This window comes from Chamaesiphon polymorphus CCALA 037 (genome assembly GCF_003003845.1).
GTDB classification, from domain to species: domain Bacteria; phylum Cyanobacteriota; class Cyanobacteriia; order Cyanobacteriales; family Chamaesiphonaceae; genus Chamaesiphon; species Chamaesiphon polymorphus.
In genome coordinates, this window is the sequence record NZ_PVWO01000080.1 from 1 (window position 1) to 16,393 (window position 16,393).

The following is a 16,393-nucleotide window of genomic DNA, read 5'->3' on the forward strand; positions in this document are numbered from 1 at the left end:
GGGTTGGGGGGGTAAAACGGGATTTCGATCGCAACACGTTTAATTCACAGGCTCGTCTAGATGATATTCGGACGTAACAAAAAGAAAGCCCAATTACCTTCCTCGCGCTGGTTAGTCTCTTTCGGCGAAGCAGGTGGGTGGACTTCCTGGTTTCCTTATCCGATTCCGCCAGGAATCGTTCATTGTAAACCGCCACACTGGTGTTCGCAACTCGATATTCAATCGACATGGTGTCGAGACAATTTTGGGATTCATCGAGCTGCTACGGACTGCTGGGCACTCAGTTCCAGTGGTAGATTTATGCTCGTGGGGGACGTGTGGTTGAGCAACCGTCAGGAGTTGCTAACAGCATTGCCGATTGCCTCAGATCTGTCCGATATCGAACTGCTGGCGCAACTGTGGGATAAGTGGCAACTCGATACTCCCCAACAGCTTCAAGGGATGTTTGGGTTAGTTGTCTGCGATATCGAATTGGAGCAAATCTCGATCGTTCGCGATCCGGTGGGAGCTAGAACCGTTTATTATACTGCTGGCAAAACTTGGTGGATTGCTCCCCAACTTAGCAGTCTAAATCCTTATCGATCCGATCGATTAGATCCGATCGCGCTGCGCGACTATCTGACTTGTTCGTTCGTGCCTGGAGAGCGGACGATGTGGCAGGATGTGCGGGAAATTCGCCCAGGAACCATCCTCAAATTGCCTGAAGAGCAAATCGTACCTTACTGGCAATTACAACAGCAGGTGGTCGATTTGGAGTCGCTAGAGTGGCATGGCGATAAATTGCGATCGCAATTAGAACTAGTGATGCGGGAATATTTACCCACACAGGAACCTGTCGGCGTATTTTTATCAGGCGGATTGGATTCGAGTTGCATTACAGCTCTAGCTACCCAATTACACGATGCCCCCATTCACACTTATTCGATTCATTTTGGTGCCGAATGTGCCAATGAATTGGAGTTTTCGAGTCTAGTCGCAAATCACTGTCAAACCAACCATCACATCTTAGAAATTACCTTCCAAGATATGTGGGATAAATTGCCAGAAACGATGGCATTTTTAGACGATCCGATCGGCGATCCGCTGACAGTTCCCAATTTATTAGTCGGACGATTAGCCAGTCACGATGTATCGATTACGCTCAATGGGGAGGGTGGCGATCCGTGTTTTGGCGGCCCCAAAAATCAGCCGATGTTAATCGATAGTTTGTATAATGCTGGAGATAATTACGACCCCTTACAAGCTTATCTAATCTCATTCCAAAAGTGTGCCGGAGATTTGCCGCAATTACTCAAACCAGATATTTGGCAACAAGTTCAGCAACCGTGGATTTTTGAAGCAGACTTAAATTCAGAGATGAGTTTTCTGAATCGATTGATGGCTCTAAATATTAAATTTAAAGGTGCCGATCAGATCCTCACTAAAGTAAATAATCTCACTCAAGCAGCCGGATTGCAGGGTCGATCGCCATTATTCGACAGGCGGATTGTCGATTTGAGTATGACTATCCCGCCAGAATATAAACTCTCAGGTGTAAAGGAAAAAGCTGTATTGAAACAAGCAGTGGCAGATCTATTACCAGCAGCGATAATCGATCGACCCAAAAGCGGCATGATGGTACCAGTTCAACTTGGTTTTCGGAAATATTGGCAACGTCAAGCTAGATCGATCTTACTGAATCGGAACGCGCTAATTGCACCATATATCGATCGAGATCTCATTAAAGAATGGTTGAATTTTCGTGGCGATGTGTGGGGTAGATATGGCGTGAAACTATGGTTGTTAGTAAGTTTAGAAATGTGGCTTCAGGCGAATTACGATCGGCAGTAACTACCGACAGAAATGCCGACGATTTAGAGCGTGCCAATCCTAACTATTATTGCCGGAGCCAGTGGTTCTGGTCAATCGACACTTACCCTTTACCCCAACATCACTATTAAATAAAGTGCTTGGTGCAAGATGTGAGTATACTCAATCCATGACCCTATCTCGATGGAACTCATGTCTGATTCTTATTCCCTGATGATTCATGGCGGTGCTGGTGCCCTAGAAGATCTCAAACACGAAGCCAGCGAAGCAACATTTAGAGAGAGTATTACCGCAATTTTAGAACGGGGTCGCCAACGGTTGGAGAGCGGCGATAGTGCCTTAGATGTGGTCGAATATTGCGCGAGTCTACTGGAAGACGATCGACTGTATAATGCCGGATGCGGCTCGGTGCTTAATGCCGATGGTAAAGTAGAAATGGATGCCGCCCTGATGGATGGGCGCGATCTGCGGGCGGGAGCGGTGGCTTGCCTCAGAAGTATTAAAAATCCGATCTCTCTAGCACGGCGAGTGTTAGAGCATGGCGAACATGTGCTGCTGATGGGCGATGGTGCGTTGGCATTTGCGAAGTTTTGCGCGATCGAAGCTTATCCTGACGATTATTTCATCACGGAGGCGCGGATTAAACAATTAGCCGAGGCGCAAGTAGCAGGCCGGATGACGCTAGACCACGAGCGGATTAAGCCATCTCAAAAGCTCGGCACGATCGGGGCTGTAGCGCGCGATCTACGCGGCAATCTGGCAGCGGCGACGTCTACGGGTGGATTGGTAAATAAACGCTGGGGTCGGGTTGGCGATACGCCGATCGTCGGGGCGGGGGTATTTGCCGATAATGATACCTGTGCGGTGTCGGCAACGGGCTATGGCGAACAGTTTTTGCGCACGGTGTTTGCCAAAACAATTTCCGATTTCGTGCAGTTTCGGGGGCTGGACGCCCAGGCTGCGGCGCAGGCAGGAATAGATTATTTGGTAGCCAAGGTCAATGGTGAGGGTGGCGCGATCGTCATCGATGCAGCAGGGCGATGTGCTGCGGCTCAGTCTACCTCTGGCTTGATTCGCGGTTGGATCGAACTAGGGGGAGAGGCTCACTGTCAGTTGGGATGAGGCTCGTGCTAGTGCGATCTTCAAAGCCGGAGCGTGCTCCGGCTCTCAAACAGTTCTAACTAACACCAGTTAAGATCGGCGATTCTGGTTCTGTTTTTTCTATCTTCGTAGTTGCGGCAGGCGGTACATCTGGCGCAGTAATTAGATGAAAACTGTCTTTGTATTTTTGATATAGTCCGAATCCTGGTGGTTCGCTATTAAATTCTTTAGGCAGTTGATAATCCTTTTCTGAATATTTACTGCGGACGTTGACGATCGTTTTATAATGAGTCTCCCATTGCTTAAGTAACAATAAAAATTCTTGAAATTTTTGGTAAGAAACTTCATGCCGAGATTTCAAGCCAATATATTGCAACATCTTACTGTATGTTTCCGGTCGATTATGCTGTTCGGCAATGCCGACGATCGGGCCTAATTTTTCAAATACATCGTACTTGACCATCACTAATAGTAGTAAAGCATCGAGATTTAATAAATCTTCAGCTTCTAATAGGTTGATGGTGTTAGAAACGCTGCGTAAGGTTGAGTAGTCGTCGAGTTGATACTTTTTAAATAACAGGATTAGTTTTAATCCTAATGGATTTTCCGAAATCTTACTAATTTCGGCAACATACGATCTTAATGCTACTTTACCCTCTTCAGTTTTAAGCAGTGGTAATACTTCTTCCAGCTTTTGCTCCACTTGCTGTTTGAATACTGCTGTATCGATTTCCTGAGTGAGTAACGAGTTAACAAAGTCATATAATTTGCGTTGACCGCTACTGCAATACCGCGACTCAGTGCTATCGATCGTCGAGAAACTAGTTTGGGCTTCGATCGCTACTCTGAGTAATTCAATCACTTCATCTAAGTTAGCATACTCATCGATCGAGCGGGCGATATAGCTTTTGATTTTGAAAAATGCCATAAATTCAGTATTCCCAAATTTATCGGCATTGAGGTTTTCAGCTTGATTGGTAATCAGCGCGAGTTTTTCCAGATTGCGCTGATGCAAAAATTTGTCACTTTCCAATACATCCGGCTTTTGAAATCGCTTAAAAAATTTTCCCAAAAAGTTACTTTGGCCGAGTTTGGCAGCTTTTTTGGAATTTAATAACAACGTTATAACTGGAAATATAGCAATGCCACCGATGACGACTATCAGTGCGATCGTTATCGGTGTCGATAGCACGAATGTATAATTACCCGCAGTCACGGCTGTCGAGTTGACAGGATTGGCTTTTTGGATTTGGCGATTGGCGTTAGCCGCTGTTGACTCTGTTGGTAGAGCTTCTTCAGGCTTACCTGTAGTTTGCGATCGTGTTACATCCGCCAGAGCAATTGGCACCGATAGTCCTAACCCTGCAACCAAAGACGATTTTACTAAATACTTAGACATGTTTATCGTTACTACAATATCTCCTGTATATAGATTACCCACTCAGATCGGGAAAACTACGACGTTCGATTTTGAATTTAATAGCCAACGATTAGCTACCAATCACCTGTTTTTCGTCGAGCCACTGCTGTAAAATCACTGCCGCAGCGATTCGATCGATCGTCGCTTTATTTTGAGATACTGATATATTGGCATCCTTCATCATTTGTTCGGCGGCATAAGACGTTAAGCGTTCGTCTACATACTCGATTGGTAGAGCGATTTCTGCTGCTACCCGCCGCGCAAATTTTTGGACTTGTTTTGCCTGCGAGCCGATTTTGCCATCCATCGTATACGGCAAACCAATGACTAGGATCTCTACTTCGCGTTCGGCAATAATCTGAGTTAATTGGGCAATATCTTCCTGAAACGAGCTACGCCAAATCGTTGTAATTCCAGTGGCAATTAATCCCAATCCATCGCAGCCAGCGACCCCAATCCGCTTACTACCAACATCCAATCCTAATGCTGCAACTCTCATCTTCGCGGTTTGCTGGTAGAGGGTAATATCGTCTTCAGGGAATAAAGTCTCGACCTTTAACTCATTTTTAAAAACTTGGCCGCTACTCGATCGACAGTCCAAAGTAGTCGAAAATTTAAATTATTTTCTCGATCTTTTGTCTAAAAGCATAGCATAAAACTAGAGACATTAGCGGTAACATCTCTAGTCATAAATATTATTGAATTTGTCGATCGCGGGCTAAAGTCAAAAAGCTTTATGCAGCCAATTCGTGACCGATCGCATCTCCCGGTGCTTCTGCTAAACTCAATGTATTAGCTTGTGGCAACGTTAGTTCGGTAGTAGGAGCTAAGAGATTGAGAAAACGATTGGCAATCTCGTCTTGGCGACCTAAAAAGAATTCTTCCCAATTACTTTGAGTTGGTGCGACGTGGCTGTGAACTTTACAAGCAGGAGATTTAGCATTGTTGCCAGCCAGTTCGCGTTTGACGGTGAATTGGAAGACACACAGACTATTAAAACGAGCATCTTTAGCTCTGGCGGGAATACCATTAGCGATCGCGTGGCATTTAGTTACTTCATTAACTAGTTGTTGCCAATGAAAACTAAAACTAGCCTGATTGGCACCTTTAGCAATGTAAGCTAGACCGATTTCATGTAATGGTTGATTGTTGGCATCTAGTAACAAGACTTCGTAGCATTGTGCGGTGCCATATTTTTCGCGATTGCTATAAAGTTGTTTGCTGTATTGTCCAGCAACAACCAATCTTTCTTCAGTACGCGAAGCTTGTCTGTCAAATGCAAATAAAGGACTGCGCGGTACGACTAACATCCGAGGCGATTGAATTAATAAGCCCCGTTCTTTACCACCACTATTATATTCATAGACGATTAATTCGCTTTCATCGACATTTCCCCAGCCAGCTTTAGCCATTTCGGTTTCGGTGATGAAATAACCGCATTCGCTGGCACCGTTTTCGCCGCGTAGTGCTTGAATTCTGGGCAAGCGAGCATTGGGATTGACGTATTCTGGTGCGGCAAATCGATCTTTTACTTCGGCTGCGCTGGGCACTACGAGCGTTTCTCCATCTATTGTCGGTGGTGTAATATTTCGTTCGCCGTTTGTCGCTCCGCTGGCGATGGCATCGTGGGCATATTCAGCAGTATTGTCTTTAGTCGCTCTGGTTTTAGAGTAAGTCATAGATCTGCTCTGGAGATAAGGGAAAGTTCTCTGGTATGCATCGATCGATCGATGTCTGTCTAGCTGCCTGAGCTGATTCAGTAGCTTTGGTAAGTGCCAATGTCGATCGAGATCGCAAGTCGTGAAGTAGGGCAATTAGCCTTTAATCGCTCACTAATACAAGTATACCATAAATTTCCAAAAATAGTACTTAGGTTCTAAAAAAATGCCAAATTAGTAGCCCAAGCGAATGTTGCTGCTTATGCCTTTCCTCTGAGAGCATAGACAATAGCTCACCAGCGGCGATCTCGTCTAGCATCGCTAATATCCACTAACTAGCTAAGTTCAATTAAATATCAAATACGAACGGTATCTAACAAAATGGAACTACTTCATGACGATTGGGGGATTAGACAACACTGCTTTAAGGATAATGATTTAGATCCTAGATTGTTAGAGCAAGGGAAAGCCATTGTTCTCGAAATATTGAAACTACAAAGCTCGATCGATATATCTTCGATCGAATACAATCTCTCTTTTTACAGCGGTGGTATAGGTATCATCGATAAAGTTTTCATCAAATTGAGTTGCGATAGCACCAAAGCATCTGAAATTATCTCGTCTTTGAAATTGGTAGATATCTCTAATGACAATCTAGATTGGGAATTACGCGATTATTTAATTTCGAGAACTATCGATGAAGATTCAGAAGAGCCAGATGATTCAGTAGAAATCTGTACACTTATTCTAAATAATAAGATATCTCGGTTAGTTAATGAGGAGAAAGCTGATTTCCAAGATATCGCTTCTAGCGAGCACTTTATCTATTTTGGTAAAGGCACTGGCCCCAATCATGGAGAGATAATCTATTATTTAAATGGTAGTTTAAATTATATTTCTTACGCTTATGGTTAATCTGGAAAGTGTCAATCCTACGTCGGAAGATGTCAAACAATGAATAACTCGATCGAAGTGCATGGTTATCATGGGACTAGCCAGACTAAAGCCACGAGTATCCTGAAGAATGGATTTCTCGCTAGTGATAACGATTATGATTGGTTGGGTACGGGCATATATTTTTTTCAAGATGCACCGATGAGAGCCAAACAATGGGCAATAGAACAGCATCCCAACGAGCCAGCCGTTATTTGTGCTCGAATTCAGTTAGATAATTGTATCGATTTATTTGATGTCAAGTGGTTCCCTATCCTCAAAAACATCTATAATCTATTTAGCGATCGGTATCGATCTGCTAATCGACCGTTACCCAAACAAAATCCACTTCGATCCAAAGCTCATCGCTTAGACTGTGCATTTTTCAACTTTGCTAGTCAGCTAATATCTGACGACGAACAGACAGTTGAATGTATTAGATCTGTATTTGTAGAGGGTGAAAGCATTTTTCCTGATTCAGCAATTTTTGATTTAGCTCATGCCCAAATAGCTGTCAAAAATCCTGCTCTAATCACAGAGTACTATTTAATCGAAATCTAAGGAGCTATTCAGATGCTAGATATAAATAAATCTAAGGAAATTTTAGAGAATTATTTTGCAACCGTGACCCACGAGCAATTTGGAAGAGACTTGGAAAAGTATTGTCCCGAATTAATTGAAGCAGAATCAGCTAGTCTAGAATCAGATACATCTCGAAATATAGAAATTTATCAGCAAGCAAAGCAAGATAGTAAGTTAGAGATTGCTCCTAAACTTTTAAAGAAAGGGCTGAGTATTCAAGAAGTAGCCGAAATTCTAGAACTGGATGTACATCTCCTCGCTCAATAGAGAATGCATAGCGTAAGCTCGATCGATACAATTAGTTTGTAAAGTCTTTAATTAGTAATTGTATTAATTTACCTACTCGGTCAAAATTTGTGGTGGGGGCAATTCATGAATTGCCCCTACCACAAATTTCAGAGATCCACATCATAAAAACCCAAAGATCGACGATCGACTATCAATTATCAATTAATTTAGATGCTGCTATTCCCTGTCTCCTTGCTGCTGGTAATTGCCACCAGCCGAGATGGGGTAATTGATGATGCTCCTCGTGATAGCCAAAGTGATAACAACTGATAAACGACCAAAACTCCGAAAAAGGTGTACTAGTCGCGTGAGCGTCATTGACATATCCATTTACAGGTTCTCGGTGGGGTAGAAACGTCCCGAAGACAAATAGTTGAAACGAACTCATCACTGAGGGGAACACCCAAAACCAAGAGAGATTACTTTCGGGAACGTGTAATACTCTATGCACGACATGGAATGTCGAAATTAATAGTCCCAGCCGCAGCCAACTCCAATAGTTCTGCATGAAGTTGAAATACCACCCAAAGAAATTTTTGTCTTTGCCATTGTGAAAATCTGGATCGCCCATGCGTGCGGGAATGTCATGATGGAGATCGTGCATCTGACGCATCTTGGCAAACGGAAACATTGCATAGACGAATAACACGAAGCTACCGATGGCATCATTTAATTTGGGATGAGAAGGCGCGATCGATCCGTGCATTCCATCATGTGCCGTTACAAATAGCCCCACATACAAAAACATCTGCCACAAAAAGCCTACCATCTTCACCCAGTTGGGCACCTGAGCTAGGTCTAGATTTAGTAGAATCGTCGTGCTCGTTGCCCAAATTCCAATTAGCGATAATGCCACCCAAAGTCCGCGATTTGTAGCCTGTCGTATCATTAGCAAACCTCGATCGCCCAATAACTTTTTACAATCCTTTACTTAGGTTAACATTTCTCAACAAAATAGAGGATCGATAAATGGGTGGATGGGTGGATGGGTGGATGGGTAGATGGGTAGGTAGTACCGACAACCCGATCCGGTCAATCCTTAAATCATGGTGGGTGGATGGTTAAAATAAAAGAATTGTAGCCAACGAGATATTTAGCTGATGATAACTAATCCCCTGTCAGAGCGATTGCCCGATCGAGTCTTACTCGCACCCAATTACAAAATTCCGATCGTCCTAATTGCCGCATCGATATCGATCGCCACATTTCAATTGTGGGTAGGTTTAGCAGTCGGGATATTTGGGATATTTCTGTCGATTCAAACCGCGATTATCAAATTGGAATTTACTACCACCACACTCAATGTCTATCGTGGCGATAACGTCATTCGCACGTTCCCCTACAGTGAGTGGGAAAATTGGGAGATTTTTTGGCAGCCTGCACCGATCCTCTTTTATTTTAAAGAAGTCAACAGCATTCACTTTTTACCGATTATTTTCGATCCGCAGATGTTACGTACTTGTCTGGAGTACTATCGCCCCAAGTCAGATGGTGCGGCTAATTCGCTGCAATAAGTGGCGATCGTGCGGTTCGGCAATCGGCAATGATTTTGTCGATCGACCCAAAATCGAACTGTGGTTCTCTAATTAGACATTGGTATTATTGATTACTCATACACAGGCAGCAGAAACCCGACTTCTTAGAGAAGTCGGGTTTCTAAAGGTTTTAAGTAAGAGCGATGGTACTCAATTTAGATATTGGTAGACTTGAGTTTTTTTCTCATCCGTAAAGCTGCTGTACCGCCAATTAAAGTACCAATAATTGTAAATGGTTCGGGAACGGCAGTCGCTCCGCCAGCCTGACTGATACTTCCAGTGAGGGTATAGACATTGGGAACGCTTGCAAAGGAGCCAACAGTAGAGATCGAACTTGCCGATTGAGCACCTAAAGCAAATTCCTCGGCTGCGATTTTAAACTTAAGTGAGGTAGCTGTAAAACTACTCCCAAAGATCGAACCCAAGGTAACAGGCCCTGTCAAGAGAGTGGTTGGCGGAGTGTCACTTCCTAACCCATTGCCCTCATTAGATGGAAAGAGTTGCTCGAAACCCAAATCATCATTGCCAATTAATAAAGCACCAATGCTAAATCCAGATTCCGTTGTGAAGAAACTTCCCACAGGTTGCTCAAAGAAGGAACCCACTGTCAGGATTCCCGCAGCATTTGTGGTATATCCATCAGATCCAAAGAATGGGGAGGAATCTACCTCTCCTGAAACGGTTAGATCGATAGTATCTGAAGCAGAAAAGCTCCCAGGCAAGGAAAACAAAGACTCACTGCCTACTTGGGTATTAATGGTGGTTGCATGGGTACCAGCAGCACTCAGAGCCACGATCGAGGCGATGCCAGCAGTGGTCAATGAAACTTTTTTGACAATAGTAGAAATGGCGGATGCAGAAAAAATCATATTAGTGTACCCAATATTCTTGCATGGGTAGCATACACGATTTTGTAGTGTAAGTATGTAACAATCCAATTAAATTTTGTATCGATCGCGATCGCCGAGTCAGAATTTGGCAATACTTCTGCCGATCGAGCTTTACAGCCGATTAGCCAATCGATCGAGAATTTGTAAGATCTGCTGATAAGTCTTGCTATTGCCGCGATCGAGGTAGAGATTGGCTGCTTGATGGTAGTCGGCGATCGCGCCAGTGAGATCGCCAATTTGAGCATAGATTTTGCCCCGCTGGTAGTACGCGGGGGCATAATTGGGATCGATCGAGATGCTACGACTAAAATCGGCAATCGCCGCCGATAAATCGCCTAAGCTGTGATAGCTACAACCCCGATGGTAATGAGCATCGAGATAATCTGGATGGAGATCGATAGCGCGCTGGTAATCGGCTAGGGCAATTTGATGGCCTTCGTTTCTGGCCAATACCCAACCGCGTTGGTAATAAGCCTGTGCGAATGTGGGATCGATCGCGATCGAGCGATCGAGATCTTCGAGCGCGCCTTGGGCATCGTTGAGTTCGCTGCGGACGATGGCGCGGTTGAAATGGGCGTGGAGATGATCGGGATCGAAGTAGATTGTCTGGGTATAATCGGCGATCGCGCCATGTTTGTCGCCTACATATTGACGCGCATTGCCACGATGGTAGTAGGCATAATAATACTGAGAGTCGAGGGCGAGAGTTTGACTATAATCGGCGATCGCGGCTTGATGGTTGCCAATTTGACGATGGCAGATGCCGCGATTGTAATAAGCGACGACTAAGTTAGGATCGAGGGCGATCGCGCGATCGTAGTCTGTCAATGCTGTGTGACAGTCGCCCTGAATTCGGTATACATTGGCGCGATTGGTATAGGCGACGGCAAATTCTGGATCGATTTCTAGAGCTTGAGTATAATTGGCGATCGCGAGTGCCGATTCGCCCATTTGACAGTAGTTATTGCCCAGATTGTTGTAGACACTGACTAGTTCTGGCTGGATTTCGAGCGCGCGGCGGTAGTCGGCAACTGCGGCGGTAAACTCACCGCATTGGGTATACAAGATGGCGCGGTTGTTGTAGGCGATCGCCGATTGCGGATCGATCTCCAGTACGGTACTAAAATCCGCGAGCGCGCCGTTGACATCGCCCGAATTTTGGCGGAGATTGCCGCGATTATTGTAAGCGACTAGCAAGCGGGGATTGAGCGAGATGGCAGTAGTATAGTCTGCCATTGCGCCGAGATCGTCGGACAATTGCGCTTTAGCCGTACCGCGCATGACATAGGCGATCGCATCGGTAGGGTTGGCAAGTAAATTTTTACCATGCTCGAAATCATCATGGGCGCGATAATCTGGTTGCGGTTTGAAGCACGCCGCCAAGGCTCGCCCGATATAGGCAATACCGCGATCGGGATCGAGTTGCACTGCGGTACTAAAGTCTTCCCAAGAACCGGAATAATTGCCGATATAGCGACGTGCATTCCCCCGTCCGCAATAGGCATCGACACATTTAGGATCGAGAGAGATCGCCCGATCGTATGCTGAGATTGCTTGTTGGCAATTGCCAACTTCATAAAATTCCGTACCGCGATCGACTAATAACTGGACGTGTCGGGCAATTTCGGTACGCGTGTCCGCCCGTGAATGTTGATGGATCAGGAATTGCGGAATCAGTCCGACTACGGCTTGCCAAGCAGCAGCAATCGACGGGTAGCAACGCTCTGGTTCGGTCGAGATTAAGCGATCGACGATTGCGATTAATTCTGGGCGATCGATTTGATGGACTTGCTGATGCCAGGATTCAAGCTGGCGATCCGGTCGGGATAGGGTCGCTCCAGCTCCGGTAGCCGCAGCGATGACAATCTTGCCAACTACTAGCAGATCGGGTGCGATCGAGGTGGGTGGGACGACTAGCGCGACGGGTAAATTCATCAGCACTAGCTTGCGATCGAGATTGCGACGGACGAGCTGGTGAATGGAGACGAGATTGGAACTGGCATTGCAACGTTCGACATCGCGTAAAATCTCCAATAAGTCTGCCAATAACATTACGACTTGCGATTGCGTCCAGGGTCGTTCTCCGACTAATTCTTGTGCTAAAGGTACCCCCGCTACAAACTCTCTGACGATGTAAAATGCGCCATCTTCGGCGAAATAACTATAGACGATCGCCACTCGATCGACTTGACGGCTCAGATCGTAGAGCGACTGAGCCGAGCTTATCGCTAACTGCAATTCTGGACTATCGGGAGCGGCATCTGGTAATTCGTAACGGTGGATGGCACATTTAAGTTGGAGATTGCCAGGAACCTGAAGATCGACTGCTAGATAGGTAGTGACAGAGCCACTGTGTCCCAACTGCTCTAGGATCTGATAACGCTGTTGAAGAGTAGATCCGATCGGATTCACTATGCGTACACTCCCACTACTCACTTGCAAGTCCTTCACAGTTTATTGCTTACCCATTATCACTGACGTCTATTCTTACATATCGATCGGCAGATGACTGAAACGTAGGACTTGACAAACTACTGGAATAATTTACGCCATTTTTTGCTTGACAATAATTACAACATACTTATCTATTTTTGAGATCGATAATTTCAGCAGGTGGAAATGCCCCAAATTCGGTAATAATTGCCTGAATTAGATTAGCTGGAGTCACATCAAAAGCTGGGTTGTAGAATTCAACTCCCGGCGGACAAACGATCGTTTCACCAATTTGGTAAATTTCGGCAGGGTGGCGTTCTTCGATCGGAATTCCACTCCCATCAGGAAGACTAAAATCGATCGTCGATCGCGGTGCGGCTACAAAGAACGGAATATTGTGAGCTTTGGCAACTAGAGCCAAACTATAAGTACCGATTTTATTAGCAGTATCGCCATTAGCGGCAATGCGATCGGCTCCCACCACTACCGCATCGATTAAACCCTGTTTCATGCAGTGCGCCGCCATACTATCGGCAATTACCGTCACGGGAATCCCTTCTTGAACGCATTCCCAGCTAGTTAGTTTCGCCCCTTGGAGTCGCGGACGCGTCTCATCGGCATACAATCGCGCCAACCGCCCCTGAGTCCAGGCCGAACGTACTACCCCAAGTGCCGTACCATAACCAGCCGTTGCCAGCGCACCAGCATTGCAATGAGTCAGCAAACACAGCTTATTGGGACTGCTGGGTAAAACCGCCAAACCATGTTCGCCGATCGCCTGACAAGTTGCAATATCATCGCTATTAATCTGCTGCGCGGCGATGAGTAGTTGCGGGATAATTTCAGCCACACTCCCTACACACTGGCGCGCGGTAGCTTCCATTCGATCGATCGCCCAAAACAAGTTTACCGCTGTCGGACGTGTCGCTCTGAGGGTTTTGCCGATCTCTGTAAGCTGCTCTAAAAATTCATCCCGATCTGTAGTCTGAATCTCTTTAGCACCCAAATACATCCCATAAGCCGCCGCCACGCCAATTGCTGGCGCACCCCTAACGATCATTGTCGAGATTGCTTCTGCCATATCTCGTACCAGATCGATCTCGACATATGTATATTCATTTGGCAAACGATTTTGATCGATGAGCAACACGCGATCGTTTTGCCAACGGACTGGATAAACTGGGGTATTCATATTAATTAGCTAGAACGCGATCGAGTAGTCCAAACCCAAATTTTATCATTCTCGACATATGTATATTCATTTGGCTGCCGATTCCGATCGCTCCGATCTCGATCTTTGCCTTCACACATCGCAATTTAGGTGGAGTAAGAGCCGCTATCCCATGGTTCGTGAAACATGACATCTTGAGGCCAGAGCATTACATCTTCATATTCTTTGCCATCATCCTCATCAATTTCACAGTTATACTCTAATGCGTATTCGATCCACATATTAACATTCGATCGATAAGTCGTAATCCTGTATTTGTGACAACACAATAATTCTAAATAGTTCGCAAAATTTTTCATAGCGATTCATTTACTTCGGGGAGTTACGCTTCTGTAAGGCAGACGCTATGTAAACGCGATTGTAAATCCGACTCTATGCTTATAGCTCAAATAGGATTGTTACAATTAAAGGATCGATATGGTTATTAAAATCTTAAATATTACGTTCCAGATTTAAATAGCAAGCAGCTTGCCAACTTCAATATGCAGATCGGGAAATGATAGTGGCGAAATATTTCCTGTTGCTAATTTAGTTTCAGAGCGATAGGTATCGGTGACAGAACAACCGCCTTGTGGATTTGCCAAATCGCGAAAGACAATTAACTCGGGAATTTGTAAATTTACGACCCAATATTCTTGAATTCCGGCTTCAGCATAGACGCGTTTTTTTTCGTTGACATCTTTATGCAGCGTCGTGTCCGCATACTCGATCGGCCAAAAAATATCGGCTGGATAAGGATGGTGGTTTAAGTATTGACTATTAGGCGATCGGATAATCGTAATATCTGGCTTTGGCTCGGAGTTATTAGAGAGGGTGATTGGGTGACCCTCTCTTACTTCAGCACGATCTTTTAGTAAGGTTCTCAGATATTCAACCGATTCGCTACAATGAACGGCATGAGGCATTCCTTCTGGTTCCATATCGACGATGAGTCCTTCTAATAACTCCACTCGTCGTTGGGGTACCTTTTCCCTGGGAGCATCGCTCAGTATCCCTGTGGCAACTAATTGATGATATTCAGCGAGCGTCCACTTGGCAATAGTAATTGTCATTGTTGAGATCCTCGAACTCTATTTTAATTCTAACAAGTGTGCGATCTGTATTGGTATTATGGAAAACCGATTGTCTCTGGCACGATCGAGTTAAAGATCGACGATCCTGGTTTATTATATGGGGCAACAGTTTTTACGACGTTTAAAACCGCTACACTCTCTACTTATCTTTACGAACTGCATTACGATCGATTAAGATTCTCGATCGATGATTTAGATTGGTTTCAACCTGACTGGGCAAGAGTTCGATCGGGTGTAGAGTGTTTAACCCCACATTTTCCCGTATTGCGAGTTACGATCTTTTTCGACGGACGAGAATTAATTACCGGACGAGAATTACCGCTAAATTTAGCCACTTGGCAACAAGAAGGGGTAACTGCAATCATTGCAGACAGGCAACTTACGCGCTCGCTTCCCCAACACAAAACAGGTAATTATTTAGCTCCCTGGTTGGCTCTCAAACAGGCACGAAATAATAATATTCAAGAAGCAATCCTGATAAACGATCGCGGCGACTGGCTTGAAACTACTACTGGCAATCTCTGGGGATATCGCGATGGCTGTTGGTATACACCGCCGCTGAGTGCGGGAATATTGCCAGGTATCGCTCGATCGCAAATTTTGGCAGCACTCACACAACAAAATCGCCAAGTCCTCGAAATCGAATGGACGCCTGAGTGGGTAAAAGATTTAGACTCGATCGGCTACAGTAATTCGGTAATCGATTTTATCCCGATTCATACTGTCATCACTCCTGTGGGTACTCTAAAGTATGCAGCTTCACATCCAGCAATAGCGGAAGTTCGCAGTTTCTAGGCGATCGATTAGGAGAATATTGAGGTGAGCATCAAACAGAGGCACAACGATCGACAATTTGCACTTTTATTTATTGTTACAAGTGTGGCGATCTGCTATTTGGCAAAACCAGCTCAAACCCAAGTCTTAGTTCTGGCAGAATCTAACACATATCTTGGTGAGAGCGAACGAATCGATCTTAGTGCCGAGCCTCTCGAAACTTTGCTTCAATATTCCAAAGATAATTCCGATTTCATGCGCGAGCAACTCAACAGCAATAATTCAAATAGTTCGACGCCACTTCAAAATCCTAGTAGTGGCTGGTCGCAACCCCTAGGCTGGTTATTTGGTGTAATGTTTGTCATCTTAGGATCGCTCGTTGCTTGGTCTAAATACGCTAAAAAGTAATAGAGTAGGAACCCCTCAACAATTAGCTTTGGACGCGATCGACTATAACAATTCGGTAATCCACCTGCTCCCGAGTCGTACTGTCATTACTCCCGTGGGTAAACTAGAATATAGAGTTCAACACTTAACGATCGACAAAGCCAGCAAGGCTTCGATCGCAACGCAGGCAGGAGACAGGAACACCAGCGGAAACGATAAGAGTACCTACTCCCAACTCCCAACTCCCAACTCCTCATTCCCAACCCCTCACTCCCAACC

Annotated in this window: 17 protein-coding genes and 1 pseudogene; 9 read left to right on the forward strand and 9 right to left on the reverse strand. The window is 45.1% G+C overall.

Translation table 11 applies throughout. The features are described 5' to 3' along the window. The first annotated feature begins 60 nt into the window (after window positions 1-60). Window positions 61-1,830 (forward strand): asparagine synthetase B family protein, encoded by a 1,770-nt coding sequence (locus tag C7B77_RS08685; RefSeq protein WP_106302910.1) that lies wholly within the window; start codon window positions 61-63, stop codon window positions 1,828-1,830. 171 nt (window positions 1,831-2,001) lie between these two features. Beyond that, window positions 2,002-2,931: an isoaspartyl peptidase/L-asparaginase family protein gene (locus C7B77_RS08690; protein WP_106302956.1), complete on the forward strand. Its 930-nt coding sequence runs from the start codon at window positions 2,002-2,004 to the stop codon at window positions 2,929-2,931. Between the two features lie 55 nt (window positions 2,932-2,986). On the opposite strand, the gene C7B77_RS08695 is transcribed toward C7B77_RS08690, so the two are convergent. The 3 genes from C7B77_RS08695 to C7B77_RS08705 form a co-directional block, all read right to left on the reverse strand. Then, window positions 2,987-4,309, reverse strand: a complete 1,323-nt coding sequence (locus C7B77_RS08695; RefSeq protein WP_146138244.1) for a hypothetical protein — start codon at window positions 4,307-4,309, stop codon at window positions 2,987-2,989. 91 nt (window positions 4,310-4,400) lie between these two features. After that, complete coding sequence (gene ruvX / locus C7B77_RS08700; RefSeq protein ID WP_106302959.1) at window positions 4,401-4,829, reverse strand: Holliday junction resolvase RuvX; 429 nt, start codon at window positions 4,827-4,829, stop codon at window positions 4,401-4,403. 235 nt (window positions 4,830-5,064) lie between these two features. Continuing rightward, entirely contained in the window at window positions 5,065-6,009 is a 945-nt protein-coding gene (locus C7B77_RS08705) for a DUF5895 domain-containing protein (protein WP_106302917.1), read from the reverse strand. A gap of 360 nt (window positions 6,010-6,369) precedes the next feature. Between C7B77_RS08705 and C7B77_RS08710 the strand changes: the two genes are divergently transcribed. Genes C7B77_RS08710 through C7B77_RS08720 form a run of 3 tightly spaced genes read left to right on the forward strand, consistent with a single transcriptional unit; the run spans window position 6,370 to window position 7,770 of the window. Continuing rightward, window positions 6,370-6,903 carry a hypothetical protein gene (locus C7B77_RS08710; RefSeq protein ID WP_106302920.1) on the forward strand — a complete coding sequence of 178 codons (534 nt, stop codon included), beginning with the start codon at window positions 6,370-6,372 and terminating at the stop codon, window positions 6,901-6,903. 39 nt (window positions 6,904-6,942) lie between these two features. Then, window positions 6,943-7,482 (forward strand): hypothetical protein, encoded by a 540-nt coding sequence (locus C7B77_RS08715; protein WP_106302923.1) that lies wholly within the window; start codon window positions 6,943-6,945, stop codon window positions 7,480-7,482. Window positions 7,483-7,494: 12 nt separating this feature from the next. Beyond that, the gene (locus C7B77_RS08720; RefSeq protein ID WP_106302926.1) at window positions 7,495-7,770 is read left to right on the forward strand and encodes a hypothetical protein; all 276 of its coding nucleotides are present in this window, start codon (window positions 7,495-7,497) and stop codon (window positions 7,768-7,770) included. 172 nt (window positions 7,771-7,942) lie between these two features. On the opposite strand, the gene C7B77_RS08725 is transcribed toward C7B77_RS08720, so the two are convergent. Next, entirely contained in the window at window positions 7,943-8,680 is a 738-nt protein-coding gene (locus C7B77_RS08725; protein ID WP_106302929.1) for a fatty acid desaturase, read from the reverse strand. A 211-nt stretch (window positions 8,681-8,891) separates the two neighbouring features. Here C7B77_RS08725 and C7B77_RS08730 point away from each other — a divergent pair, with 211 nt between their 5' ends. Further along, window positions 8,892-9,305 (forward strand): DUF3119 family protein, encoded by a 414-nt coding sequence (locus C7B77_RS08730; protein ID WP_106302932.1) that lies wholly within the window; start codon window positions 8,892-8,894, stop codon window positions 9,303-9,305. Window positions 9,306-9,481: 176 nt separating this feature from the next. On the opposite strand, the gene C7B77_RS08735 is transcribed toward C7B77_RS08730, so the two are convergent. The 5 genes from C7B77_RS08735 to C7B77_RS08755 form a co-directional block, all read right to left on the reverse strand. Continuing rightward, window positions 9,482-10,195: a PEP-CTERM sorting domain-containing protein gene (locus C7B77_RS08735; RefSeq protein ID WP_106302935.1), complete on the reverse strand. Its 714-nt coding sequence runs from the start codon at window positions 10,193-10,195 to the stop codon at window positions 9,482-9,484. A gap of 132 nt (window positions 10,196-10,327) precedes the next feature. Next, window positions 10,328-12,628 carry a tetratricopeptide repeat protein gene (locus tag C7B77_RS08740; protein WP_106302938.1) on the reverse strand — a complete coding sequence of 767 codons (2,301 nt, stop codon included), beginning with the start codon at window positions 12,626-12,628 and terminating at the stop codon, window positions 10,328-10,330. Between the two features lie 169 nt (window positions 12,629-12,797). Next, window positions 12,798-13,841, reverse strand: coding sequence for an S-methyl-5-thioribose-1-phosphate isomerase (mtnA, locus tag C7B77_RS08745; protein ID WP_106302941.1), 1,044 nt, complete (start codon window positions 13,839-13,841; stop codon window positions 12,798-12,800). Between the two features lie 125 nt (window positions 13,842-13,966). Further along, window positions 13,967-14,179, reverse strand: coding sequence for a hypothetical protein (locus tag C7B77_RS08750; protein WP_106302944.1), 213 nt, complete (start codon window positions 14,177-14,179; stop codon window positions 13,967-13,969). 153 nt (window positions 14,180-14,332) lie between these two features. After that, window positions 14,333-14,932 (reverse strand): Uma2 family endonuclease, encoded by a 600-nt coding sequence (locus C7B77_RS08755; RefSeq protein WP_106302947.1) that lies wholly within the window; start codon window positions 14,930-14,932, stop codon window positions 14,333-14,335. 36 nt (window positions 14,933-14,968) lie between these two features. Between C7B77_RS08755 and C7B77_RS08760 the strand changes: the two genes are divergently transcribed. The 3 genes and pseudogenes from C7B77_RS08760 to C7B77_RS30685 form a co-directional block, all read left to right on the forward strand. After that, window positions 14,969-15,748, forward strand: a complete 780-nt coding sequence (locus C7B77_RS08760) for an aminotransferase class IV (RefSeq protein ID WP_106302950.1) — start codon at window positions 14,969-14,971, stop codon at window positions 15,746-15,748. A 24-nt stretch (window positions 15,749-15,772) separates the two neighbouring features. After that, window positions 15,773-16,135, forward strand: coding sequence for a hypothetical protein (locus tag C7B77_RS08765; protein WP_106302953.1), 363 nt, complete (start codon window positions 15,773-15,775; stop codon window positions 16,133-16,135). 28 nt (window positions 16,136-16,163) lie between these two features. Then, window positions 16,164-16,393: pseudogene (locus tag C7B77_RS30685) on the forward strand (hypothetical protein); the annotation flags it as partial.

Bases quoted from the DNA above. Each gene is read 5' to 3' on its own strand.
- C7B77_RS08685 (WP_106302910.1), top strand. From the start codon at position 61: ATGATATTCGGACGTAACAAAAAGAAAGCCCAATTACCTTCCTCGCGC.
- C7B77_RS08690 (WP_106302956.1), top strand. From the start codon at position 2,002: ATGTCTGATTCTTATTCCCTGATGATTCATGGCGGTGCTGGTGCCCTA.
- C7B77_RS08695 (WP_146138244.1), bottom strand. From the start codon at position 4,309: ATGTCTAAGTATTTAGTAAAATCGTCTTTGGTTGCAGGGTTAGGACTA.
- ruvX (WP_106302959.1), bottom strand. From the start codon at position 4,829: ATGAGAGTTGCAGCATTAGGATTGGATGTTGGTAGTAAGCGGATTGGG.
- C7B77_RS08705 (WP_106302917.1), bottom strand. From the start codon at position 6,009: ATGACTTACTCTAAAACCAGAGCGACTAAAGACAATACTGCTGAATAT.
- C7B77_RS08710 (WP_106302920.1), top strand. From the start codon at position 6,370: ATGGAACTACTTCATGACGATTGGGGGATTAGACAACACTGCTTTAAG.
- C7B77_RS08715 (WP_106302923.1), top strand. From the start codon at position 6,943: ATGAATAACTCGATCGAAGTGCATGGTTATCATGGGACTAGCCAGACT.
- C7B77_RS08720 (WP_106302926.1), top strand. From the start codon at position 7,495: ATGCTAGATATAAATAAATCTAAGGAAATTTTAGAGAATTATTTTGCA.
- C7B77_RS08725 (WP_106302929.1), bottom strand. From the start codon at position 8,680: ATGATACGACAGGCTACAAATCGCGGACTTTGGGTGGCATTATCGCTA.
- C7B77_RS08730 (WP_106302932.1), top strand. From the start codon at position 8,892: ATGATAACTAATCCCCTGTCAGAGCGATTGCCCGATCGAGTCTTACTC.
- C7B77_RS08735 (WP_106302935.1), bottom strand. From the start codon at position 10,195: ATGATTTTTTCTGCATCCGCCATTTCTACTATTGTCAAAAAAGTTTCA.
- mtnA (WP_106302941.1), bottom strand. From the start codon at position 13,841: ATGAATACCCCAGTTTATCCAGTCCGTTGGCAAAACGATCGCGTGTTG.
- C7B77_RS08750 (WP_106302944.1), bottom strand. From the start codon at position 14,179: ATGAAAAATTTTGCGAACTATTTAGAATTATTGTGTTGTCACAAATAC.
- C7B77_RS08755 (WP_106302947.1), bottom strand. From the start codon at position 14,932: ATGACAATTACTATTGCCAAGTGGACGCTCGCTGAATATCATCAATTA.